Source organism: Acinetobacter sp. 802_lipA, assembly GCF_058242885.1.
The window spans coordinates 47,049-69,231 of record NZ_JBZAYP010000001.1 but is presented as its reverse complement, the minus strand read 5'-3'; the positions used below and the strand labels follow the sequence as shown (position 1 = coordinate 69,231).

Annotated in this window: 25 protein-coding genes; 14 read left to right on the top strand and 11 right to left on the bottom strand. The window is 40.1% G+C overall.

What is annotated here, in order from left to right; all coding sequences use genetic code 11:
- Positions 1 to 47 precede the first annotated feature (47 nt).
- Positions 48 to 917 carry a DUF2797 domain-containing protein gene (locus AC4CU3_RS00355; protein WP_062032770.1) on the bottom strand — a complete coding sequence of 290 codons (870 nt, stop codon included), beginning with the start codon at positions 915 to 917 and terminating at the stop codon, positions 48 to 50.
- A gap of 34 nt (positions 918 to 951) precedes the next feature.
- Here AC4CU3_RS00355 and AC4CU3_RS00350 point away from each other — a divergent pair, with 34 nt between their 5' ends.
- The gene (locus AC4CU3_RS00350; RefSeq protein WP_279043760.1) at positions 952 to 1,419 is read left to right on the top strand and encodes a DUF6231 family protein; all 468 of its coding nucleotides are present in this window, start codon (positions 952 to 954) and stop codon (positions 1,417 to 1,419) included.
- A gap of 107 nt (positions 1,420 to 1,526) precedes the next feature.
- Positions 1,527 to 2,147 (top strand): YidB family protein, encoded by a 621-nt coding sequence (locus tag AC4CU3_RS00345; RefSeq protein ID WP_279043759.1) that lies wholly within the window; start codon positions 1,527 to 1,529, stop codon positions 2,145 to 2,147.
- Between the two features lie 60 nt (positions 2,148 to 2,207).
- On the opposite strand, the gene AC4CU3_RS00340 is transcribed toward AC4CU3_RS00345, so the two are convergent.
- The 3 genes from AC4CU3_RS00340 to AC4CU3_RS00330 all read right to left on the bottom strand — a co-directional run bounded on the left by AC4CU3_RS00340 (position 2,208) and on the right by AC4CU3_RS00330 (position 4,384).
- Positions 2,208 to 3,299 (bottom strand): porin, encoded by a 1,092-nt coding sequence (locus AC4CU3_RS00340; protein WP_490737892.1) that lies wholly within the window; start codon positions 3,297 to 3,299, stop codon positions 2,208 to 2,210.
- Between the two features lie 371 nt (positions 3,300 to 3,670).
- Entirely contained in the window at positions 3,671 to 4,084 is a 414-nt protein-coding gene (locus AC4CU3_RS00335; protein ID WP_348960036.1) for an HIT family protein, read from the bottom strand.
- A gap of 30 nt (positions 4,085 to 4,114) precedes the next feature.
- Positions 4,115 to 4,384, bottom strand: coding sequence for a YARHG domain-containing protein (locus AC4CU3_RS00330; protein WP_004697032.1), 270 nt, complete (start codon positions 4,382 to 4,384; stop codon positions 4,115 to 4,117).
- A gap of 378 nt (positions 4,385 to 4,762) precedes the next feature.
- On the opposite strand from AC4CU3_RS00330, the gene AC4CU3_RS00325 reads away from it, so the two are divergent.
- The gene (locus tag AC4CU3_RS00325) at positions 4,763 to 5,476 is read left to right on the top strand and encodes a transglutaminase-like domain-containing protein (protein ID WP_490737891.1); all 714 of its coding nucleotides are present in this window, start codon (positions 4,763 to 4,765) and stop codon (positions 5,474 to 5,476) included.
- A 65-nt stretch (positions 5,477 to 5,541) separates the two neighbouring features.
- Here the strand turns inward: AC4CU3_RS00325 and AC4CU3_RS00320 are convergent, their stop codons facing one another.
- Entirely contained in the window at positions 5,542 to 6,414 is an 873-nt protein-coding gene (locus tag AC4CU3_RS00320; RefSeq protein WP_490737890.1) for an NAD(P)-dependent oxidoreductase, read from the bottom strand.
- Positions 6,415 to 6,429: 15 nt separating this feature from the next.
- A complete protein-coding gene (locus AC4CU3_RS00315) occupies positions 6,430 to 7,521 on the bottom strand; it encodes an alpha/beta fold hydrolase (protein ID WP_490737889.1) in 1,092 nt (363 codons plus the stop codon).
- Positions 7,522 to 7,663: 142 nt separating this feature from the next.
- Here AC4CU3_RS00315 and AC4CU3_RS00310 point away from each other — a divergent pair, with 142 nt between their 5' ends.
- The 9 genes from AC4CU3_RS00310 to trpB all read left to right on the top strand — a co-directional run bounded on the left by AC4CU3_RS00310 (position 7,664) and on the right by trpB (position 15,341).
- Positions 7,664 to 8,851 (top strand): O-succinylhomoserine sulfhydrylase, encoded by a 1,188-nt coding sequence (locus tag AC4CU3_RS00310; protein ID WP_004697048.1) that lies wholly within the window; start codon positions 7,664 to 7,666, stop codon positions 8,849 to 8,851.
- A gap of 28 nt (positions 8,852 to 8,879) precedes the next feature.
- The gene (locus AC4CU3_RS00305) at positions 8,880 to 9,209 is read left to right on the top strand and encodes a YbaB/EbfC family nucleoid-associated protein (protein ID WP_004984648.1); all 330 of its coding nucleotides are present in this window, start codon (positions 8,880 to 8,882) and stop codon (positions 9,207 to 9,209) included.
- 16 nt (positions 9,210 to 9,225) lie between these two features.
- Positions 9,226 to 9,822: a recombination mediator RecR gene (gene recR / locus AC4CU3_RS00300; RefSeq protein WP_005401228.1), complete on the top strand. Its 597-nt coding sequence runs from the start codon at positions 9,226 to 9,228 to the stop codon at positions 9,820 to 9,822.
- Between the two features lie 207 nt (positions 9,823 to 10,029).
- Positions 10,030 to 11,172: a ribonuclease D gene (locus AC4CU3_RS00295; RefSeq protein WP_336956973.1), complete on the top strand. Its 1,143-nt coding sequence runs from the start codon at positions 10,030 to 10,032 to the stop codon at positions 11,170 to 11,172.
- A 129-nt stretch (positions 11,173 to 11,301) separates the two neighbouring features.
- Positions 11,302 to 11,610 carry a YcgL domain-containing protein gene (locus AC4CU3_RS00290; RefSeq protein ID WP_336000662.1) on the top strand — a complete coding sequence of 103 codons (309 nt, stop codon included), beginning with the start codon at positions 11,302 to 11,304 and terminating at the stop codon, positions 11,608 to 11,610.
- A gap of 22 nt (positions 11,611 to 11,632) precedes the next feature.
- Positions 11,633 to 12,016, top strand: a complete 384-nt coding sequence (locus AC4CU3_RS00285; RefSeq protein WP_336000658.1) for a hypothetical protein — start codon at positions 11,633 to 11,635, stop codon at positions 12,014 to 12,016.
- 22 nt (positions 12,017 to 12,038) lie between these two features.
- Positions 12,039 to 12,890 (top strand): AAA family ATPase, encoded by an 852-nt coding sequence (locus AC4CU3_RS00280; protein ID WP_004697065.1) that lies wholly within the window; start codon positions 12,039 to 12,041, stop codon positions 12,888 to 12,890.
- Positions 12,891 to 12,903: 13 nt separating this feature from the next.
- Complete coding sequence (locus tag AC4CU3_RS00275; protein ID WP_005401232.1) at positions 12,904 to 14,091, top strand: vWA domain-containing protein; 1,188 nt, start codon at positions 12,904 to 12,906, stop codon at positions 14,089 to 14,091.
- Positions 14,092 to 14,132: 41 nt separating this feature from the next.
- Positions 14,133 to 15,341: a tryptophan synthase subunit beta gene (trpB, locus tag AC4CU3_RS00270; protein WP_490737888.1), complete on the top strand. Its 1,209-nt coding sequence runs from the start codon at positions 14,133 to 14,135 to the stop codon at positions 15,339 to 15,341.
- Positions 15,342 to 15,474: 133 nt separating this feature from the next.
- On the opposite strand, the gene AC4CU3_RS00265 is transcribed toward trpB, so the two are convergent.
- From AC4CU3_RS00265 to AC4CU3_RS00255, 3 genes are all read right to left on the bottom strand, one after another.
- Positions 15,475 to 15,906 carry a CBS domain-containing protein gene (locus tag AC4CU3_RS00265; RefSeq protein WP_005401235.1) on the bottom strand — a complete coding sequence of 144 codons (432 nt, stop codon included), beginning with the start codon at positions 15,904 to 15,906 and terminating at the stop codon, positions 15,475 to 15,477.
- Between the two features lie 131 nt (positions 15,907 to 16,037).
- Complete coding sequence (locus AC4CU3_RS00260) at positions 16,038 to 16,418, bottom strand: DUF2750 domain-containing protein (protein ID WP_005401236.1); 381 nt, start codon at positions 16,416 to 16,418, stop codon at positions 16,038 to 16,040.
- A 140-nt stretch (positions 16,419 to 16,558) separates the two neighbouring features.
- A complete protein-coding gene (locus tag AC4CU3_RS00255; RefSeq protein ID WP_004697075.1) occupies positions 16,559 to 16,792 on the bottom strand; it encodes an SEL1-like repeat protein in 234 nt (77 codons plus the stop codon).
- Between the two features lie 217 nt (positions 16,793 to 17,009).
- Between AC4CU3_RS00255 and AC4CU3_RS00250 the strand changes: the two genes are divergently transcribed.
- Positions 17,010 to 17,369 (top strand): hypothetical protein, encoded by a 360-nt coding sequence (locus tag AC4CU3_RS00250; RefSeq protein ID WP_004697078.1) that lies wholly within the window; start codon positions 17,010 to 17,012, stop codon positions 17,367 to 17,369.
- Positions 17,370 to 17,746: 377 nt separating this feature from the next.
- Here AC4CU3_RS00250 and AC4CU3_RS00245 read toward each other — a convergent pair whose 3' ends face one another.
- Together AC4CU3_RS00245 and AC4CU3_RS00240 are read right to left on the bottom strand one after the other, a co-directional pair.
- Positions 17,747 to 19,339: a M16 family metallopeptidase gene (locus AC4CU3_RS00245; protein ID WP_490737887.1), complete on the bottom strand. Its 1,593-nt coding sequence runs from the start codon at positions 19,337 to 19,339 to the stop codon at positions 17,747 to 17,749.
- On the bottom strand, positions 19,339 to 20,718 hold the full coding sequence (locus AC4CU3_RS00240) for a M16 family metallopeptidase (protein WP_490737886.1): 1,380 nt from the start codon (positions 20,716 to 20,718) through the stop codon (positions 19,339 to 19,341). Before AC4CU3_RS00240 ends, AC4CU3_RS00245 begins: the two co-directional genes overlap by 1 nt.
- A gap of 195 nt (positions 20,719 to 20,913) precedes the next feature.
- On the opposite strand from AC4CU3_RS00240, the gene ftsY reads away from it, so the two are divergent.
- A complete protein-coding gene (gene ftsY, locus AC4CU3_RS00235) occupies positions 20,914 to 22,020 on the top strand; it encodes a signal recognition particle-docking protein FtsY (protein ID WP_126036255.1) in 1,107 nt (368 codons plus the stop codon).
- Positions 22,021 to 22,183: the final 163 nt, after the last annotated feature.

Below are 22,183 nucleotides of genomic sequence, written 5' to 3'. Positions count from 1 at the left end.
TTTTTTATGTGTGTAGATAAACAAATTTTATTTAAGGATAAACAAGCTTAGGCACGAATTTTGAGCTCATAACCTGAATATTTACGAATATTAATCACGCCTGTATCTAAAATCAGATACTGACCTTTAATCCCTTGTAACTTGCCGCGAATCACGGGAGTTTTATCTAAATTGTGGGATTTGATTTTCTCAGGATATTGCTCAACTGGATAAACAAACTCGCGTGGCAGTTCAGTTTCCAAAAGCTCAACCGTTTCATTGAATTCAAGATTTTGACTAAATTCCTCACGAATGGTTTGGATTTTAGGTGCAAACTCTTCGATGAGTTGTTCGCGAACTTCAATCAAGTCGAGTGGTTCAGCTTCGCCTTTGAGTAATTTGCGCCAATCGGTTTTGTCTGCCACTTGTGTACCAAACATAATTTCGAGCTGGCCTGAAAGACGACGCGAACCGACTTTCATAATTGGAAGGGCTTGGGTTGCACCTTGATCGAGCCAACGGGTTGGCATTTGGCTAATCCGTGTAATCCCAACTTTTAGGGCACTTGAGTTGGCTAAATAAACAATATGTGGCTGGAAACAAACTTCATGCGCGAAGCTGTCTTCTCGGCAGGTGCCTAAGTGGTAGTGACAGGTTTCAGGTTTCATAATACACATGTCACAAGAGGCTTTGGTTTTAAAGCACTTGAAGCAATGGCCTTGTGAAAACGATTTAGAAGTCTTCGTACCACATGAAACACAGAAGATTTTACCAGTCCATTCAATCTCGATTTCTTGACCCAAGTTAAAAGGAAGGTCAACTTCTGAACGATCTAGGATAAATTTATATTCAACATTTGCCTTGTGTGTATGTTGATCAGTTACACTAAGGTCCTTAAGACCTGCATGCATTTTATGGCAAATGCCTTGAAGTTCCATACAGAATTACTCACTCAATATTAAGGATGCGGTTATGGCTGAACTGAACGTCATTACTTCTATGCTAGACGATTTATCTAAAGAACAGCCTATTTCAACTGCATTGTGCATTGGGCAGGATCTCAGCCCAAATCATCATCAATCTATTCAATGGCAATATTTTAGCGTATCTGACTTTTTAAGTCTGCCTTTTACCCAGCGCTATGATTTAGGTTTTGTGCTTTTTGACACGGCAGAAATGCAAAATATAAGCTCACAACAAAAATCACAACTATTGGTGCGTTTAAGAGATTTGATGGCAAAGCGTATTGTGGTGGTGAGTCAATTGCAGGATGAACAACTACTTCGTGCTTTAGGTTTTACTCAACTAATCGATAAAACGACGCATGGTAAAGACTTTGCTTTATGGCAATTTAATATTTTGACCTATAAGCATGTGCCTGACTGGTTTAATTCAAAGTTTTGGGCGAATCCTGAAAACTGGAATAAATTCCGTTGGTGATTCGACTGCGACTGTATTTTTCCATTCATAGCAAAAATTAACAATTTATCTCTATAGGGTTTTTTTAAACACCGTATGCTGTTTAAAAACCTAGAAAGGATAAAGTGATGACGAACCTTAATAATATTATAGAAATTTTGGCAAAGCAGGCCATGGGCGGTCAGCAACAGTCAAATCAGCAAAGTGGTTTGGGTGGGATTTTGGGTTCGGTGCTTGGGCAACTCGGAGCGGGTAGTACGGGCCAAACACAACAGGGTGGTCTGGGTGATATTTTAGGCTCGGTGTTGGGTGGTTTGACTGGTGGGCAGTCGCAGCAGGCGCCAAACTCGCAGAACTCAGGATTCGCAGGCGGTGGAAAAAGTTTATTGATTGCAGTTTTGCCTTTGGTGTTGGCATGGATTCAAAAGCAAGGCGGTTTACAAGGCGCTTTGGATAAACTTAAAGGACAGGGCTTAACCAGTCAGGTGGATGATTGGGTGTCTACAGGCCCGGGTGAAAATGCGCAAGTTCAGCCTGATCAAGTACAAAGCTTATTTGATGATGCCGATGTAGAACAGGTTGCCCAGCAAACCCAAACACCAAAGTCAGCAATTTATGGCGCAATTGCTTCAGTCTTGCCCCAAGTGATTGATTCCTTAACTCCACAAGGTGGAAACACTAATCCACAGGAAGCCAATAATGATATTCAACAGGTTTTAAACTTGCTCAGTGGTTTCTTAAAGAAATAAAATGGATAAAACAAAAGGGCATATCGCCCTTTTGTTTATTATTTAGAACTGAACTTCAAATTAGAAGTTATATTCCATACCTAAACCAATATTGGTTTTCTTATCATCTTTAGTTAACCAGTCACGTTTTTGCTGAGCAACAATACCGTAGAAACGAGCTTGTTTGTTGATTTGGTAGTCAGCACCTACACCGTAAAGATCTTGTTTACGATCATCACGACCGTCTGATTCAGTTGTTGCAGAAATATATTGTGCTTTTAACTTCACAGGGGTAGCACCAATTTTGTATGCCGCTGTTACACCAAACGCATCTTCTTGTAAGCCTTTATAAGAAGTTACAACAGCAGGAGTACCTTTCGTTACAGTAACAGTATCATCAGTTGGTTGGGCAGTTTGCCATAAAGCACCCAATACTAAACCACTAGCACCCATTGCGCCCAAGTCTAAAGAACCTGTTACACGCACAGCATCGGTATAAATACCAGTTAAATCTGAGTAAGCATTGAATTTTGAAGCGATCGCACGGTTTGCAGCAACTGCAGCAGCTAAGCCCATATCTTTGTTTTCATACGTAAGAGATGCTGAAACACCATCACCGAAACCATCACGGCTGCCTTCTTTACCTTTAGCAGTGCTGTCTGCAGCTTCTGATTCTTCACCTTGTTGGAACATGATGTTAAATGCTAAGCCACCCAGTAATTTTTTATCAGTCTCAAAACCAATTACGTTAGTTAAGCGATCTTCACCAACAAGAACTTTAGTCATGTCAAGTTCATTGTGATCGTTAAAAATATCTTGGTTATTACCAGCTGCAGTTTTGAAGTAAGAATCGTATTGACCAACTTTTAAAGTTGCAACGCCGTTAGATTTAATACCGACAAAACGGTTACGGTTTTTAAAAACATCATCGCCATCTGCCCAAATTTCCCATTCGGCTAAATAAACTGCTGATAAATTGTCAGTTAATTTTTCTTCGCCCTTAACACCAATACGTGAAGCATTTGAATTTACTTTTGTTACGCTTTCATCTTTAAAGCCGTTGTTGTCAATATTGTCCAAAGTCACACTGAGCTTACCATACAATGTTGGTGCTGCTTGCGCTGCATTCATGGCTAAAGTTGCTACAGTAGCAGCAAGAAGCAATTTTTTCATTGAGATTTCTCCAGAACACTTTTAAAAATGGCATTCGCCTTGCTTTCTTATTTAGTTAGCTTGTGTACAAAAAGTTACACAAGCTCACCAACTTGCTAAGCAGTATCTGTAAACTTTGTGACATTGAAGTGAAGAAAAAATTACAATTTGATGACAGGTAATAAAATGTAATAAATAGACTTCTTGCGTTAGTGACATTTTAATCACCCGAAAGCTATATTTTATGAGGTTTTAGTCAATTCAAAAATTAGATAAAACTATATTTTCGCAAGAGGTCTAATAATTGTGATTTATTTTTAAGTATTTGAATTTTATTTAAATAAAAAATGGAGCAGCTGCTCCATTCATTTTGTATGACACTTTTGAAATATTTAAAGTGCTGCTTTAATTTTTTCCGCTTGGGCTTTAATTTTTTCTTGATCGCCCATTTGTGCAGCATGTTTCCCAAGTTGATGAACCGAGGTTGGAATTAAATGGAAATGTACATGGGGAACGGTTTGCCCAGCAGCCGCTCCAGACAGTTGCATGAGAACAATCCCTTTGGCATCCAAACCGACTTCAATGGCTTTTGCTACTTTTTGTACCACTTGAATGGTGTAGGCAGCAGCATCGGCAGGGAGATCGAGTAAAGTTACCGCAGGTGTTTTGGGTATGACTAAAGTATGACCGTCTGCTTGAGGCATAATATCCATGAATGCAAGAACTTGGTCATCTTCATATACTTTTATGGCTGGAAGTTCACCACGTAAAATCCGTGCAAAAATGTTTTGCTCATCGTAAGCCATGTCTATTCCTTAAGTTTCGCTTAAACTGATTTACTTACAGTTTAATTCTTTTTGACGTTCTTTAATCGCGTCAAGACGTTGTTGCTCTTTTTCAGAGAATTTCGGTTTAGTGGTGTAGCAATTATCATTGCCAAATTTTGCTTTCGCTTCAGGGTCCTTAAAACAGAAACCTTTAGATGCATAAATGACATCATGATCATCTTTTAATTTTTGACACTCTTGCTCAGGTGATGCCGCAAAACTTTGCGCCCCGATTAATGTTGCAAGACTGGCAAAAACAGCTACAGTCAACTTTTTCATGAGAATTTCCTCAGTTTGTAACATTGTATGTAGTCACGCTATTACTTTATAGGGGTTTGTTCTGTTTATTCAATGGTGAGTTCTTACTCAATTGTAATTTTACTTCATAATTGCTGCATATAATACATAAAATTTATATATATCAATAGCTTTTTAAATACCAGATAGAAATGGATATTTCAGTTTTTTATGTAATTTAGCCTATTTCTACAACTTTTTTAGGCTCTAACACTTTTAAATTTCATTGAGAGGGTCACAGTGCTTCGGTACGTCAGCATTTTTAACCTTTAATGTTCGCCTCATTTCAAATGCTATTTCAGGCATTTTTATACGATTAGCAATGAATTTTTTAAGTTATTCATTATTGGAGAGCTGAGTATGCAAAGGCTATTAGAACAGACACCGATTTTAGATTATCACCATCCATCGATTCAAAATTTGATTGAACAACGCAAATGGAGAGATCTTGATGAAGTTAATAAGGTGAGGAATATTTATAACTTCGTTCGTGATGAGGTTCAATTTGGCTATAACACGGGAGATATGATACAGGCATCTCAAGTCTTAAGCGACGGTTATGGTCAGTGTAATACCAAAGCAACGTTATTGATGGCGTTACTTCGAGCGGTGGGGGTAGCCACTCGGATACACGGGTTTACCATCGATAAAGCCCTACAAAAAGGCGCAATCAAAGGCATTTGGTATCAGTTATCGCCCAAGAATATTTTACATAGTTGGGTCGAAGTTCATGTGAATGGACAATGGTATATTTTGGAGGGTGTAATTCTTGATCGACTCTATCTAGAAAAATTACAAAGTATAAATAAGCATCAAACAACAACCTTTTGTGGTTTTGGGGTATTTACCGAGAATTTTGAAAATCCAGCTATTGATTGGAATTTGAATGATACTTTTATTCAAGACAAGGGGATTAATCAAGATTTCGGTTTATTTGATAGCCCAGATGATTTTTATAATATGTATCAACAAGAACTTAGTCCGATACAGCGTATGGCTTTTAAATATGTAGTCAGACACTTAATGAATCAAAACGTCAATAAAATTAGAAATATACAAAAAGCCTCTTTATGAGGCTTTTTGTTCGGCCATCGGAATAGCTTAACTTATGATTAAAGTATGACTGACTATGATAAGCATTACTCTAAAGTAATTTTGCTCCATGACTCATACAGTTTAACCGCAGAAGAAAAATCGCTGTCTACTTCAGATAAGTCACTGGCAGTTTGAATTAAACTTTGAGCCAGTCCAATCACAGGTGCAGACAGTTTTGCTTCGCGGACTAAATCAACGGCAATGCCCGTATCTTTTGCCAATAGAGGGAGTGCAAACGTAAGCGGGAAGCTGCGGTTGAGGATGCGCTGAGGCAAAACAGTTTCAGTTACGCCACTTTTACCACTCGATGCATTAATGCAATCTAATGCTTCGTTTAAGTTTACGCCATGAGCCTTTAGTGTGGTAAAACCTTCGGCAACAGCACAGAGGTTCACCGCCAAAAGCATATTATTTACGGCTTTAACTGCAAAACCAGCACCTGATTCCCCTACATGTTTAATCAGTTTACCAAACGCTTGAATAGCTGGTAGTGCGCGTTCAAAAGCTGCGGCATCACCACCGATCATAACCGTAAGGGTTGCATTATCAGCGCCAATGGTTTGACCACTCACAGGTGCATCTAAAAAGTCGACACCTTGCTGTTTAAGCAGTTCAGCTACTTTTTTTGCAGAGGACGGTACACCGCTGGTGCAATCGACCCAAATACTGCCTGCTTTAAGCTCAACTTGTGCAAGTAAGTCTTCAATATCTTGACTGGTTGGAAGGCAAGAGAAGACCACATCGGCCTGAACGGCTTGCGCAAGTTCCACCGCCTGTGTGCCATAGGCTTCTGCATGTTGTTTTGCTTTATCAAAATTACGATTCCATACCCACACGTGTTCAAAGTGTTTCGGTAAGTGTGATGCCATGCGATAACCCATGGCGCCTAGACCGATAAATGCAACTGTCTGAATCATGTCAAACCTTAGTATTTAAATTTTACTTGAACGTTCACTTAACCACTGAGCCAGTTGTGGCCAAAATTCATCGGCACTACGCTTACTCGACATCAGTCCTAAATGTCCTCCTGGGATAAGAGTAAACGTGACATCGGTGCTACTTGTCAATTGGGTGAGTGGTTTAGCGGCTTCTGTAGTAACTAATTGGTCTGTTGTGCCTGCGGCAACAAGCAATGAGCACTGTATATTTTTTAAAGCTATGCTTTTCTTATTTAATGTGATTACTCCTGTTTTGAGTGGATTACGTAGCCAAACATTAAACAACATGTCTTGGTTGATGCCACCGGGATAATCAATCATACGGTTAAGAAAACTACCAATGGTGGCGTGTTCATATAAAGCTTCGTTGTCGTCCAAATTGAGTAACAAGTTTTTGTGGCTTTGAAACCAGCCTATAGGGTCAACCATTTTAAAACCAATCGTATTTAAAACACCTGGGGTGTGAAGTAGACGCTTCGGTATTTTGCCCTGATAAATTTGCTGTTGTAATGTTTTGCTTTTTGAAATGATTCGATTGAGATATGCAAAGAACTGGCCATTTCGCCCAGATTTATAACTGTCAATTGGGCTCCCTAAAACCATTAAATTTTTCACAAAATTGGGTTGATGCAGGGCGGTATACAAGGTCACGAAAATGCCAGCCATACTCCAACCATGCAGAGAAATTTGCTCGCTATCACTATGTTTTAAAATGCTTTGTATACAGAGTGGAATATAATGATCAATAAACGTCAGAAAGTTAAAATGACGGTTATGAATATTTAATTTCCCCCAATCAATCACATATACGGCAAAGCCTTGCTGTTGGAAGTACTTCACCAGTGAGCGATAAGGGTAAAGGTCGTAAATAGACATATTGATGGCTAGCGGGACCACAAAAACCAAGGGTTCTTTATACTTACGCACTTCAGGTGCGTAATAGCGAATTTGGGTCAGATCAAATGTTTCAATCACTTCATAAGGTGTGCTTTGTGACAAAATGAGTGACTTTCCATTAAAAATGCGCGTAGAAAGATTCTTTAATTTATTTTGATGCGTTGAAATTTTAGTTTTTAAAGCGTGCATATAGGTCTTAGATCTCAAATAAGCAGAAAGTTTGATCGAAGTTTAATCAATATTCGCGTATTTTACCTTGACCTTAAATAGCCTAGACGCTCAAAATGTTGGCAATTCTTTACAAAGGCAGTCTGTCGACTGAACCAGAGCCATGAGCCTACAAGACGAATTTGAATACCAATTAGATACCTTAGCCATTCGTACTGGGCATACGCGTAGTTTCGAGGGAGAACATGGCGAACCTATCTTTCTAACTTCATCATTTGTCTATGAAAATGCAGCAGAGGCCGCAGCAAAATTTTCAGGTCAAGAGCCAGGGAACATCTACTCGCGTTTTACCAACCCAACTGTTGCAATGTTTGAAAAACGCCTTGCAGCTTTAGAAGGTGCAGAGCGGGCAGTGGCAACCAGTTCAGGTATGGCCGCAATTATGGCCGTGGCAATGTCATTTTTAAAACTGGGCGATCATGTGATTTGTTCACGTGCGGTATTTGGTTCGACCGTATCTTTGTTTGAAAAATATGTGGCTAAGTTTGGTGTAACTGTCGACTTTGTCGATTTAACAGATTTAGATGCATGGAAAAATGCCGTTAAGCCTGAAACTAAATTGCTCTTTGTTGAGTCTCCGTCGAATCCTTTGGCTGAAGTGGCAGACGTTCAAGCACTTGCTGATATCGCACATGCCAATGGCGCACTTTTAGCAATTGATAATAGTTTCTGTACGCCAGTATTACAGCGCCCAATTGAGTTTGGTGCGGACTTGGTGATTTATTCAGCGACGAAGTATTTGGATGGTCAAGGTCGTGCTCTCGGTGGAGCAGTAGTGGGTAGTCATAAACTACTCGAAGAAGTGTTTGGTTATGTACGTACCACAGGGCCTTCAATGAGTCCTTTCAATGCATGGGTATTCTTAAAAGGCTTAGAGACTTTACGTTTACGTATGCGCGAGCATTCAGCAAGTGCGCAGAAACTGGCAGAATTCTTAAATACACACCCGAAAGTCGAAAAAGTGTATTACGCAGGTTTACCAGAGCATATTGGGCATGAGCTTGCAGCGAAGCAACAAACAGGCTTTGGTGGGATCGTTTCTTTTGAAGTGAAAGGCGAGCGCGAAGGGGCATGGACTGTTATTGACAATACTCAGTTTATTTCAATTACAGGCAACTTGGGCGATGCCAAATCGACCATTACCCATCCTGCAACGACTACCCATGGCAAACTTTCACCAGAAGCGAAACAAGCCGCAGGAATTCGTGAAGGTTTAATTCGTGTTTCTGTTGGTTTAGAAGATATTGATGATATTATTCGCGATATCACACGTGGTTTAGACTTAATCTAATTTTTTAATTTTATGTTCGGAGATTTTAATGAACATTAATATGTTAATGCAGCAAGCTCAACGCATGCAAAAAGACATGGAAAGCAACATTAAAAAAGCTAAAGAAGAGCTTGCGCAAACTGAAGTGCATGCTGAAGCTGGTGGTGGTTTGGTTAAAGTGACGATGACTTGCCGCAATGTGGTAAAACGTATCGAAATCAATCCTGAATTATTGCAAGATGATGCAGATATGATTGAAGACTTAATTGCTGCGGCAATGAATGATGCTGCACGTCAAGCAGAAGCAATCACTGAAGAACGCATGAAAGCTGCGAACTCAGGTGCAGGCTTACCACCAGGTCTAGCTGGTTTATTCTAATTAAGGAATACGTATAGTGTTTAGCGATCGTTTTGATCAATTGGTACAAGCTTTACGTATTTTGCCAAGTGTTGGGCCAAAATCGGCTCAGCGCATGGCGCTTCATCTGATTATGAAAAATCGTGAAGGGGCTGTGGGTCTTGCACATGCTTTGAACGAAGCCACCAGCTATATTCACGAATGCAGTTTGTGTCACTCACTGACTGAAAACGAAGTTTGTGATATTTGCATCTCGCATGAACGTGACGATCAACTCCTTTGTGTGGTTGAGTCTCCAGCAGATGTGATGGCGATTGAGCAAAGTGGCAGTTTCCGTGGTAAGTATCATGTATTGGGTGGGCATTTATCCCCACTTGATGGTGTTGGGCCTGAAGAGATCGGCATTCCTTATCTAATCCAGCGTTTAGGCGATGGTAAAGTAACAGAAGTGATTTTGGCGACCAATGCAACGGTAGAAGGTCAGGCCACAGCGCATTATTTGGTTGAGGCAACGAAACATTTACCGATCCAAATGACGCGTATTGCACAAGGCGTACCACAGGGTGGTGAACTTGAATATGTCGATAGCCATACCTTAAGCCAAGCTGTACATAATAGAATGCGAATGAAATAAGTATTTCGATACTTGTTTCATTTTTTAGTTGAGCTACAAGATTGAAATCTTGAGTAAGATAAAAAAAAATATTAATTTGAATCTAGTTGTATAAAAAAATCACAAAAAACGGCAAATAATTAAAAAACCCTTAGAAATCTTGATAGCTAAATGATCTTATTCAGGTAAGATAGCCCAAAGAGCATCTAGCATTAGACGCAGTAGGATATGTTTCAGTTTATTCAGCAGCAACAAGACTTAACACCAGTCTTAGAAAAAATGGATCGTAACGAAGTCTATGGACTCGATACAGAATTCATCAAAGTCGATACCTTATGGCCGAAGTTAGGCGTATTTCAAATCAATGTCGAAAACAATGTCTATTTACTCGATGGTACGACACTCGATTTATCTGAATTTTGGAATAAACTTTTTCGCGCACAACAAAATGTCTTTCATGCTTGTAGTGAAGATATCGACCTGATTTATCACTATGCACAGCATAAAACCTTAAACAATGTATTTGATACCCAAGTGGGCATGTCTTTTTTAGGACATGGTCTACAAGTCAGCTATCAAAATGCACTGAAACAAATGTTGGATGTCGATATCGACAAAGGGGAAACCCGCTCAAACTGGTTGGCGCGTCCATTAAGCCCTGCACAACTCAGCTATGCGGCAAACGATGTGCTGTACTTGATGAATCTGTCTGAAAAAGTTAAACAAGAACTAGATTCAAAGTCACTCTTACATTTTGCACTTGAGGACTGTCAGCATCTGACGCAAGAAATCGCGACAGAAACGCCTTTGCATTTACTCTATCAAGATATTGGTAACTATCGACATTCACGTCGTCAGTTAATGCAGTTGCAGCAGTTGGCTGTATGGCGTGAACACATGGTGAAAGCTCTAAATACACCACGTAGTTTCATTTTGAAAAACTCAAGCATGATTGATTTGGTTGAGAAAAATCCAAAAAATGCTTTTCAGTTATCGGGTGTAAAAGACATACGTCAAAACGTTGTCCGCGAGCACGGCAAAACCATTTTAGATTTGGTGAAGTTCTTGCCTGAGCAAGCAGATTGGCCGCTACGTATGGCACGTCCCATCCGTCATTCTTCAAAAGATGTGGGGGAGAAGATTGATCACTTAATTCAAAATGTGGTCAATGAAACCAGTATTCCTAAAGAAGTGTTGATGCGCAAAAAGTGGATGAACGCACTGCATCAACATGTGGTTTTTCATAATGATGAGCAAGACTTGCCTGATTATTTATTAGGTTGGCGCTATGATTTGTTAACCCAACCTTTAATTCAACTCCTACGCCGTGATGAAAGCTATCTTTCGACGCAAATGAAAGTGATGGATTAATAATTAGTCAATTGGTCTGAAGTTTGAATATTTATACAAAATCACGACTGATGCGTTAATCATGACTAATGTCAGCTGCTTTTATTTGATGTATCCTGTGGCTTGAGTTATTTGAGTGCTGTTTTAGATATGCAATGTTCTATTTATAAATCAAGCAAAAAAGATGAAATGTATCTTTATATTGCTTGCCCAACTGAAGCTGATCAAGCCGCTGAAGATTTTAGCCCATTGAATGTTTTACCTGAAGCTGTTCGTGTTGCATTTGGTCGAGCGACTTTTGTGATGTCATTAGAGCTGAGTGAAGCGCGTAAATTGGCCCGTGTAAATGTATTGCATGTCATTGATTCGATTCAAACTCAGGGCTTCTTCCTACAAATGCCGCCAGAAGGATTAATCAATCCGAACGCTGCGGCACCAGAAGGCCTTCGTGGCGCATAAAGCATAATTCAGGAGTTGCACCGTGGATAGTTTTCTTTCAATGCTCGATTCAATTCCTGAAGACAGTATTGCTGTCACAGTTTACCTTTTGGGCAGTTTGCTAATTTTGTGGTGTTGGTATTCCATTGCTACACGCCTGCCGAAGCTGTTGGGTGGCATCACATGGATGATGATCTTTGCCATTTTATTGACACCAACGGTTTCCGAAGGTCCAAACTCATCGATTGCACCCGCTATTTTTGGCTTGCTTTTCGGTGTGTTAACGAAAGAATCAGCACTCATTTGGTCAAATTTGTCACTGATTCTCTTTGTCATGGGTGTGGGGCTTGTGATCGGTTTCTTTTGGTCAAAATATGTGGCTAATAAAACCAAAGTAGTTGTCAATAACAATCATTCACCGCTGTAATTAATAAAAATAAGGTTTAATCATGTCTGTTGAAACACAACAATTTACGGGTACAGATCAGTACATCGCTACCGATAGTTTAAAACTTGCTGTAAAAGCTGCACGTAGCTTACAAAAGCCTTTATTGGTCAAAGGTGAGCCAGGTACGGGTAAAACTTTACTGGCTGAACAAGTGGCTGAAAGCTTAGGCTTAAAATTGTTGACTTGGCACATTAAGTCAACCACAAAAGCCCAGCAAGGTTTATATGAGTATGACGCGGTTTCACGTCTACGTGACAGCCAACTGGGTGACGACCGTGTTTATGACATTAAAAACTATATTAAACCGGGTAAATTGTGGGAAGCGTTCACCAGTGAAGAGCGTTGTGTTTTATTGATTGATGAAATTGATAAGGCAGACATTGAGTTTCCAAATGACTTGTTGCATGAATTGGATAAGATGTCTTTCTATGTATATGAGACAGGCGAAACCATTACTGCATCACAACGTCCTATTGTGATTATTACTTCAAATAATGAAAAAGAACTTCCAGATGCATTCTTACGTCGTTGTTTCTTCCACTATATTGAATTTCCAGACGACGCAACCATGCGTGAAATTATTGATGTTCATTTTCCGCAAATTTCAACTGCATTGGTCAATGAAGCATTACAAGTTTTCTTCAAATTACGTCAAGTTCCGGGTCTAAAAAAACCACCATCAACTTCTGAATTGATTGACTGGTTAAGCTTGCTGATGGCCGATGATATGCCAGAAGATGTACTGCGTAATCATGATAAGTCTAAAGCCATTCCACCTTTATATGGCGCACTCATTAAAAACGAACAAGATGTACAGTTGCTTGAACGTTTAGCCTTCATGTCTCGTCGTTAAAGGAGAAACACGCATGTTTGTGCGCTTGTTTTATACCTTACGCAAATACGGTGTTCCCGTCTCGACGCGTGAACTGATCGATCTGAATGAAGCTGTTGCTTCAGGTCTGGTCTTTGCCGATCAAGAAGAGTTCTATCAACTCGCCAAAACGATTATGGTGAAAGATGAACGCTTCTTTGACAAATTTGACCGAGGCATGAAGGACTATTTTGATGGGATTTCAACTTTTGATTTAGATGATTTACTCAATAAAGTTCAAAAGTTACCGAAAGACTGGTTCGATTTAGAACTCTTAGAAAAGCATCTAAGCCCTGAGCAGCGTGAAGAATTAAAGAAAGCAGGTTCATTAGAAGAACTCATGAAAATGCTGGAAGAACGTTTACGCGAGCAGCATAAGAAACATCAGGGTGGAAACAAGATGATCGGCACTGGAGGAACGTCTCCATTTGGTGCTTATGGTGATCATCCTGAAGGGGTGCGTATTGGTGGGCCAGGACGTAAACGTTCTGCTGTAAAAGTTTGGGAACAACGTAAATATCAGAATTTGGATGATGATCAAATTCTCGGAACGCGCCAAATGCAAATGGCATTGCGTCGTTTACGTAAATTTGCCAGACAAGGTGCGGCTGAAGAGTTAGACATCGATGGTACAATTCGCGAAACAGCGAAGCAAGGCATACTTGATGTGCAGCTCGTGCCTGAACGTCGTAATCGTATTAAGGTGCTGATGTTGTTTGATGTGGGTGGATCGATGGATTCACATATTGCACAATGCGAAAAACTGTTTAGTGCGGCGAAAACTGAGTTTAAAACCTTAGAGTATTTCTATTTCCATAACTGTTTATATGACTATGTTTGGAAAGACAATGTGCGTCGCTCAAGCACCCGTATGAATACATGGGATTTATTCAATACCTATGGACGCGACTATCGTGTAATTGTGGTTGGAGATGCCTCTATGGCACCTTATGAACTCAATTCTGTGGGTGGTTCGGTTGAATATATGAATGATGAAGCAGGCAATGTCTGGCTACAGCGTTTACGCAACCATTTTGAAAAAACAGCATGGTTGAACCCAGAAGAAGATCGTTATTGGCATTACACCCATACGATTGGTTTGATTAAGCAAATTTTTGAAGACCATATGTACCCAATGACCCTCAAAGGCGTTGAGGATATGACTAAGTATTTAGCACGATAAAGCTGGAAAGAAAGCACATTTTAAGAATAAGGATCATAAAAATGGATCATCAAATTAATGGTATTGCTTTGCCTAATGACGCGGGCTTTTTTGGGAGCTATGGTGGTCAGTTTATCCCGCCTCACTTAAAAGCGGCAATGGATGACATTAAAGTCGCTTACGAGCAAATTCGTGTAACAGAAGAATTTCAAACTGAACTTGCTGAACTGTTTGCGCACTATGTTGGTCGTCCAAGTCCGTTGTTTTATGCAAAACGGTTATCTGAACAGTTGGGCGGGGCACAGATTTATCTTAAACGTGAAGACTTAAACCACACAGGCGCACATAAAATTAATCACTGTTTGGGTGAAGCGCTGCTTGCAAAATATATGGGTAAAACCAAAGTGATTGCAGAAACGGGTGCGGGCCAACACGGCGTTGCACTAGCAACCGCCTGTGCTTTGGTCGGGATTCCGTGTGAAATTCATATGGGGCAGGTGGATATTGAAAAAGAACATCCCAATGTCGTCAAAATGAAAATCCTTGGAGCAACACTCATTTCAGTGACACGTGGTACTGCAACATTGAAAGATGCTGTGGACAGTGCTTTTGAAGAGTATTTAAAAGATCCAACCAATTATATCTATGCTATTGGTTCGGTTGTTGGGCCACATCCATTTCCAATGATGGTGCGCGACTTCCAGTCGATTATTGGTAAAGAAATTAAAGAACAAACCTATGAGCGCTTTGGTGCGAACCCAGATTATGTGGTTGCATGTGTGGGTGGTGGTTCAAATGCTATGGGTGCTTTCACCGCATTTTTAAACGATGCAGATGTGAAACTAATTGGTGTAGAGCCTGCTGGTCATGGTCTTGATACCGACATGCACTCGGCAACCTTAACTTTAGGTAAACCAAGTCAAATTCATGGTATGGCGTGTTATGTACTTGAAAATGATCAAGGTGAACCGTTACCAGTACACTCGATTGCTTCAGGTCTAGATTATCCTGGCGTCGGGCCTCAGCACAGTCTGCTGAAAGATTTAGGTCGTGTTGAATACACTACAGCGACTGATCAAGAGTGCTTGGATGCGTTTATGCGGTTGTCGCGAGTTGAAGGAATTGTACCTGCGCTTGAAAGTTCACATGCCGTGGCGTGGGTGCTTCGTGAAGCTCCAAAGTTGGCCAAAGATATTAAAATTGTGGTGAATGTATCTGGTCGTGGCGACAAAGATGCAGACTATGTCGCTGCAAAATTAGGTCTGAACTAAGTTTTAAGCCTTTCATAGTTATATAAAAATCCCTGCTTAGTGCAGGGATTTTTATATGGTTTCAACTTTATTTTTTATCATTAGTAGCCAATGCTGAGTATACGTTCATTATTGAACACCTCACCATTAAAACTTAACCTGAAATATACTGTTGTAGTTGCTCAATCAGTTTCTTTTGATCATCCATTGCCGCTTTCACCAAGTCACCAATAGAAATGAGTCCCAATAATTTATCTTGTTCAACCACGGGCAAGTGACGTAGATGGCGATCTGTCATAAGGTCTAAACATTCTTCAACCGTAACTGCTGTTGTGACCGTCAGTACTTTTGCTGTCATAATTTCATTGACTGTGGTTTGCTTTGAAGTACGTTCCATCAACATGACTTTGCGCATGTAGTCACGTTCGGACAATATACCTACAACGCGTTCTTCGTGTGTGACCACAAGTGCACCAATGCCTTTATCTGCCATAAGTGAAATTGCTTCAAAAACGGTGGCTTCAGGGCTGATGGTGTAGATTGCTTGATGTACTTTATCTTTTAATACTTGAGCAACATTGGTCATAGGGCATATCCTCGGTTGTGGTTATTGTTTTATATTTAAATTAGCGCGATTTAAAAAAAAAGCAAATACTTTACAGTCATAGCTCTCAATAAAATAACAAGTTAATTGAGCTTTATTGTTCTTAATGGGCCTTAAGCTGGTGCTAGAATATGGTCATTGAAGAAAAAGTGACGCATTTGAGACGTACTGAGCTTCATGCGCTTTGTGCCATTACATAGCGCAGGGGTGACTTTTAAGCGTGACAGAGTAGGCAATAATGCGCTTTGGAAATCCTGCGGCGTGATTTTTTTAGGAATATAGTTTGGCCAGTGCAATTGAGCATATTGGTGTGCGTGTAAACCATTGAGCCAAAAGGGGAAAACATAGTCATCGTGATCTGAGGTCATCGCCCAGCCTTGCTGTTCAGCGTTGTAAAGCCCCCAAAGAATACCGCAGTACATCATGCCTCTTAGAATATTGATTTTTAAATATAAATGATTTGAAATCGGTTGTAGTTTCAAAATTTTGTACATAGCGTTATGTCATTAAGGAACATGACGCTATTTTAAATAATTAAGATGAAAGTTCAGTGTAAGCTTTGCATAACTATGTAAATAAATATGTCATATCAAAATGTTAGGCTTAAAAAAAACGCCACCTAGGTGACGTTTTATTATGCTTTCATGGTGGCAAGCTGTTGCCAGTATTGTGCTTTAAGCGAGTCGCGCTCTACGCGGAAACCTTGATAATAAAGTTCTGCCAAAAACAGTGCTGCTTTACCGTGGCCAGCGCGTGCAACGCTTTCTAACTGTTGTACTGCTTCTACGAAGTTCATTTGTGATTGAATGGTGTTTACTGCATCCGCATACGCATGTTCTAAGTCATGATGAGAGATTTGTTGAATCATATTAAGCTCCTTATTCTAATTATGATCACTTAAAGGTAATTTTACCTTTAGATATAAATATCACGCTAATGTTAAATATTTATTACAAATTGCTGGAATTGTCAAATATATTGTCGAGTATTCTTCATCTTATTTTGTTTACATGATTAAACAATGAACAATCAAAAGATTGAATATGATAATAAAACAGGAAACTGTATTTTATAAGGAGAATAACATGACAAATACATTAGACGGTTTTGATTTTGATATGCCTCCAACTGTTTCTCAAATTGTAGCGTTGGCGCAATATCACCGAACGCTATTAGATGAAGCAGTTTTCCATCAAGAAATTCATCTTGGGGATTTTTGTTTGGCACAACGTAAACGAGTTTATGATTTCACACGTCAGCTTGATGAAAATCAACGGGCTGATTTTTATGAAACATACAATGGGGAGCTAAGACGTATTGCCGATGACGATCCTGCACACCCTGCAGATGCAGAAAATGGTGTTGGGGCTTTCGCCATTATGATTGCATTGGGGGTAATTGCCTTGGTGCTCTATTTTGCAGTTATTCGTAGCATTGTTGGTTAGACTTTTGCTTTACAAACAATCTGACTTGCTGAAATTATGTCCTCTTTAGCATTAATGGGGGGCATTTTTCAGCATTTCAACTTGTGATTATGCAATTCGCTACTTACACTAGTTTCACTAGAGGTAGGTTATGCACATTGCGATCCAAAAAATTCTTAAATTAAAATCACAGATTACGCTTGTACAAATTTATAATGGTCTGATGGCATCGATCATTATGCTTATTGTCATTTTATCGAGTATTGCCTTATCTCGACCCATTTCTCCAAGCCAATTTGAAAATGTAAGTCGCTTATCTCATCAAGCGACTTTCCCAGAAACACAAGAGATGGCACAAGATCTGGTTTTGGAAAACCAGATTTCCTATATTGATTACTTTAGATTAATGCAGGCTCATCAGTTTGAACAGAATCGGGCGAAGCAGCTTCCGGCATTGGCTCCGGAGGTTCAATAATCGCAGGAATTTGATCAGGATGCGGTATGCTTTGCTTAATGTTCGGATCAAGATTCAATTCTAAAATATGTCGAAGTTGCTCTTTATCTAAGGCGTTACTGACAATCACAAGGGTAAGACTCTCAGGGTGAATATGTTTACGTATCGCATTTTGAACATCTAAAGGCGTGATTGTAGCTAAACGTTTTGGGTAGTCTGCTAAATAATTCGCATCTTGCTGATAAAACCCTATAGAGCCGAGTTGTGCATTGATGTTTGCATTGCTGCTATAGCTGTTAGGTAGGCTGCGTAACATACCGGCTTTAGTTTCTTCTAACTGCTGTGCATCAATTGGTTGATGGACAAAGTCAACTAGGGCTTTATGCGCCACTTGTATGCTGTCCATGAGCTGATCTTGCTGGGTTGAATAACTTAGACTAAAACTTCCAGCCGCTTGACTAAATGTAAAAGCACTGTTTGCTCCATAGGTGTATCCACGTTTAACGCGTAGTTCTTTCATTAAAATGGAGCTAAATCCACCCCCACCCAACATACGGTTAGCCAGTTCGAGCGCCAAACGATCAGGATCATCCCGCGTGGTTGATAGATGTCCCATGGTGACGTGGGCTTGAGTTGAATTAAATACAATATGTTGAATATCAAAGTTAGGTTTATCTTGTGGTACAGCAAGTGGCTTTGCTTCTTTACCTTGCGGAAGGGCTGCACTTATTCGTTCAGCCAGTTTCTGCGCTTGTTTAACACTGAGTTGGCCTGTCAGTGCAATATTCATATTTTGACTAACCAGAAATTCATCTCTGAATTTTTTTAAGTGCTGAGTCGTAATTTTTTTAATACTGCCATTGGTTCCCGTAATCGGTTCCGCATAAGGGTGTGAACCGTAGAGCGCACGATAGAAACGAATGCTCATCAATCGACTCGGGCTCTCTTTCAATTGCTTCTGACCTACTTGAGTATTGCTCACCATCAAACTAATACTGTTATTTTTAAAAGTAGAGTCTTTTAATACTTCAAGCATCGTACTTACCGCAGCATCTAGTTTTTTAGGGTCAGACAACGAACGCAGTCGAACCACAAACATGTCACGGTGTGCAGCTACACTAAAACGAGCCCCGACTTGTTCAAAGGCATTCGCGATTTCAACTGCATCATGTTGCGTAGTGCCTTCATCGATGAGTTGTGCTGCCATATTGGCAACACCATATAGGCCTTTTTCTACTTCTACATCTCGTGCAGAGCCTGCATTAAAGGTAAGTTGAATATCCACCATAGGTAAGGCGGGTGACTCAACAAATAGACTTCGAACTTTGTATTTGTTCTTAAGTTCGTGTACATGTGGTGCTGTATGAAGGTCGCTGGTTTGAACCTGTTTTAAGCTTTGTAGAGAAGCAATAGACTGTAATGTACGTGGGTCATCATTGCTAATACTACTTGTACTTACATCTGCAATTACATTGGTAGTGCAAAAGGTAGACATGGTAATAAATAACAGGTGAAAGATGGTCTTTTGTTTTTTCATTATTTTGTGGCCTTCTTTTCTGGTTGAAGGTACAACGTACTTAAGTTATCTCGTACAAAAGCAGTTTTAGCAACTTGCTGAATATCTTCAGGTGTAACCGCTTCAAAATGCTGTGGAAGCTGATCCATTAGTCGATAATTCAAGCCATTCACGGCTAAGTTTCCAATCATCTTTGCTTGCCCGACTATGTCATCTTGACCATAAATTAAGTTTGCAACAAAGCGTGTGCTAATCCGTTCAAGCTCTTGTGGTTGAACAAGTTCTGTTTTGAGTCGCTCAATTTCATATTCAATGGCTTTTTGTAGCTCAGGAAGTTCCACGCCAGTGACTGGAAGTGCGGAGATACTAAATAGACTGTCTCCACGGTTATAAGGGTCATAACTGACACTCAGTGCGGTCGCTAATTTTTTGTCGCGTACAAGGCGCTGTTGTAATCGAGAGCTGATCCCGCTATCTAATAAGCTTCGAATAAGTGTGAGTGCATAAACATCTTCTGGATTGCTTGCTGTTGCAAGTGATTTCACATTCCAAGCCATATATAAATTTGGCACCTCAACATTGGTATTTTGCTCCATGTGACGGTAGCCAATGTTCTCAAACTCAGTCACATCATTGCGTACAGGTGTTGGATGGCTTTTGATGTCGCCAAAATATTTTTGAACTTGTCTTAAGGCAGATTCTGCATTGACATCACCCACAATCACCAAGATCGCATTGTTTGGGCTATACCATTTTTGATACCACTGCTTCACGTCATCTAGACTTATATTTTGCAAGTGTTTCATGTGCCCAATGACGGGTTGACGATAGTGACTCGTGGGATAAGAAATCCATTTGAAGCGTTCGAAAGCGAGTGAGCGGGGGTTGTCATCGGTACGTAGGCGTCGCTCCTCCATCACGACTTTAATTTCAGGGTCAAAGTCTTGTTTCCGTAGTAAGAGATTGCGCATACGATCTGCTTCAAGCTCTAAAGCCATTGGGAGGTAAGTTTTAGGATAAAGCTGATAGTAATTGGTGTAATTGGTAAATGTTGCGGCATTTACTGTACCGCCATAGATTCGACTTAAGCGACTGAATTCGTCATTGGGGACTTTGGATGTGCCTTTAAACATCATATGTTCCAGCACATGCGAAATACCCGTTATATTTCCAGACTCATCGGTACTGCCGACTTTGTACCAAATTTGGGTCATGACCATTGGGGAGCGGTGATCTTCACGGATAATCACCTGCAAGCCATTGCTTAAAGTGTTTTCAAAACTACTGCGGGTAAGTTCACTGCGTATTTGTGCATGGGTAGTTATAGGTAAACAAAGTAGAGTTAAACCCAGTGCAACTAAACTTTTTTTATAAGAATGCGTGACTAATAAGTGATGCATATAAAATTTGGGCTCAGGTTGAAGTGAAGTTAAAGCATTTCAATAAATAACCATTCTTAAGAAAAATGCGAAGTAGATCAAGCGCCAGAAGTATTGATTTGTTAAGTGTTTACATAAAGTATTGTTGCTAAGCGAAAGCCTATCTTTTATGGTAGAATCCGTCTTTTTTAACGCAGTGCTTTTCAAGGATTCGGCATGCAACAGCAATCTAATGAGCAGAACAAATTTTTGATTGATGCTGATATCGGGGATGACGATGTCACACTACCAAGTTTACCTGTGGTCAATGTGCCAATCGTTGAAACAAAAGAGCAAACAGTTGTTAGTCCAGTTGTGGTTGCTGAAACAAGTGCAGAAGAAGCAGATGCATCTGCAAAAGGCGGTTTCTTTAGTCGCATGAAAGAAGGGTTAACCAAAACCCGTAAAAACCTTGCCGATGGTATGGTCAATATTTTGATCGGTGGTAAGGAAATTGATGACGAACTGCTTGAAGAAGTTGAAGAACAGCTTCTAGTAGCCGACATCGGTGTAGATGCAACGAAAACCATTATTACCAACTTAACTGAACGTACTGCACGTGGCGATTTAATTTACTCGCACTCACTATATAAAGCACTTCAGGAAGAGTTGGTGGCTTTACTAGCACCACGTGTGAAACCTTTACATATCGATCCGAATAAAACACCTTATGTAATTTTGGTGGTGGGTGTAAACGGTGTGGGTAAAACCACAACCATTGGTAAATTGGCAAAACGTTTACAAGGTGAAGGCAAGAAAGTGATGCTTGCTGCGGGAGATACTTTCCGTGCGGCAGCGACTGAGCAGCTTCAAATTTGGGGTGAACGTAATAATATTGCCGTAGTAGCCCAAGGCCATGGTGCTGATAGCGCTTCTGTCATTTTCGATGCGTTTGAAAGTGCACGCGCGAAAGGTGTTGATGTTTTGATCGCAGATACCGCAGGTCGTTTACATAACAAAGGTCATCTCATGCAAGAGTTGACCAAAGTAAAACGTGTTATGCAAAAAATCGATGCGACCGCGCCACACGAAGTTATGTTGGTGGTCGATGCAGGAACAGGTCAAAATGCGATTAATCAAGTAGAAATGTTTGATGAGGCAGTTGGCTTGACAGGCCTGACGATTACCAAGCTCGATGGTACTGCGAAAGGTGGTGTACTATTTAATATTGCCAGTCGTACGCATGTTCCAATTCGCTTCATTGGTGTCGGTGAGAAAATTGACGACTTACGTCCTTTCTCTGCAAAATCCTTTGTTGCTGCTTTGTTCGAAACAGAGAAATAAGATTGAACAGCACAATTTTAAAGTGTTAGATCAGTCACATAAACTCCGCTAAATGCGGAGTTTATTTTTTGATTCAATTTGTTTGTTTTAAAAACAAGCATTTAGAAATCACGTAATGAATATAAGTGATTCTCCTGAGATTACACTAGCACCTAATACAATA

Bases quoted from the DNA above. Each gene is read 5' to 3' on its own strand.
- AC4CU3_RS00325 (WP_490737891.1), top strand. From the start codon at position 4,763: ATGCAAAGGCTATTAGAACAGACACCGATTTTAGATTATCACCATCCA.
- AC4CU3_RS00245 (WP_490737887.1), bottom strand. From the start codon at position 19,339: ATGAAAAAACAAAAGACCATCTTTCACCTGTTATTTATTACCATGTCT.
- AC4CU3_RS00280 (WP_004697065.1), top strand. From the start codon at position 12,039: ATGTCTGTTGAAACACAACAATTTACGGGTACAGATCAGTACATCGCT.
- AC4CU3_RS00290 (WP_336000662.1), top strand. From the start codon at position 11,302: ATGCAATGTTCTATTTATAAATCAAGCAAAAAAGATGAAATGTATCTT.
- AC4CU3_RS00330 (WP_004697032.1), bottom strand. From the start codon at position 4,384: ATGAAAAAGTTGACTGTAGCTGTTTTTGCCAGTCTTGCAACATTAATC.
- AC4CU3_RS00315 (WP_490737889.1), bottom strand. From the start codon at position 7,521: ATGCACGCTTTAAAAACTAAAATTTCAACGCATCAAAATAAATTAAAG.
- ftsY (WP_126036255.1), top strand. From the start codon at position 20,914: ATGCAACAGCAATCTAATGAGCAGAACAAATTTTTGATTGATGCTGAT.
- AC4CU3_RS00260 (WP_005401236.1), bottom strand. From the start codon at position 16,418: ATGTACAAAATTTTGAAACTACAACCGATTTCAAATCATTTATATTTA.
- AC4CU3_RS00335 (WP_348960036.1), bottom strand. From the start codon at position 4,084: ATGGCTTACGATGAGCAAAACATTTTTGCACGGATTTTACGTGGTGAA.
- AC4CU3_RS00240 (WP_490737886.1), bottom strand. From the start codon at position 20,718: ATGCATCACTTATTAGTCACGCATTCTTATAAAAAAAGTTTAGTTGCA.
- AC4CU3_RS00255 (WP_004697075.1), bottom strand. From the start codon at position 16,792: ATGATTCAACAAATCTCTCATCATGACTTAGAACATGCGTATGCGGAT.
- AC4CU3_RS00345 (WP_279043759.1), top strand. From the start codon at position 1,527: ATGACGAACCTTAATAATATTATAGAAATTTTGGCAAAGCAGGCCATG.
- AC4CU3_RS00350 (WP_279043760.1), top strand. From the start codon at position 952: ATGGCTGAACTGAACGTCATTACTTCTATGCTAGACGATTTATCTAAA.
- AC4CU3_RS00250 (WP_004697078.1), top strand. From the start codon at position 17,010: ATGACAAATACATTAGACGGTTTTGATTTTGATATGCCTCCAACTGTT.
- AC4CU3_RS00275 (WP_005401232.1), top strand. From the start codon at position 12,904: ATGTTTGTGCGCTTGTTTTATACCTTACGCAAATACGGTGTTCCCGTC.
- AC4CU3_RS00305 (WP_004984648.1), top strand. From the start codon at position 8,880: ATGAACATTAATATGTTAATGCAGCAAGCTCAACGCATGCAAAAAGAC.
- AC4CU3_RS00295 (WP_336956973.1), top strand. From the start codon at position 10,030: ATGTTTCAGTTTATTCAGCAGCAACAAGACTTAACACCAGTCTTAGAA.
- AC4CU3_RS00310 (WP_004697048.1), top strand. From the start codon at position 7,664: ATGAGCCTACAAGACGAATTTGAATACCAATTAGATACCTTAGCCATT.
- AC4CU3_RS00340 (WP_490737892.1), bottom strand. From the start codon at position 3,299: ATGAAAAAATTGCTTCTTGCTGCTACTGTAGCAACTTTAGCCATGAAT.
- AC4CU3_RS00265 (WP_005401235.1), bottom strand. From the start codon at position 15,906: ATGACCAATGTTGCTCAAGTATTAAAAGATAAAGTACATCAAGCAATC.
- AC4CU3_RS00355 (WP_062032770.1), bottom strand. From the start codon at position 917: ATGGAACTTCAAGGCATTTGCCATAAAATGCATGCAGGTCTTAAGGAC.
- AC4CU3_RS00320 (WP_490737890.1), bottom strand. From the start codon at position 6,414: ATGATTCAGACAGTTGCATTTATCGGTCTAGGCGCCATGGGTTATCGC.
- trpB (WP_490737888.1), top strand. From the start codon at position 14,133: ATGGATCATCAAATTAATGGTATTGCTTTGCCTAATGACGCGGGCTTT.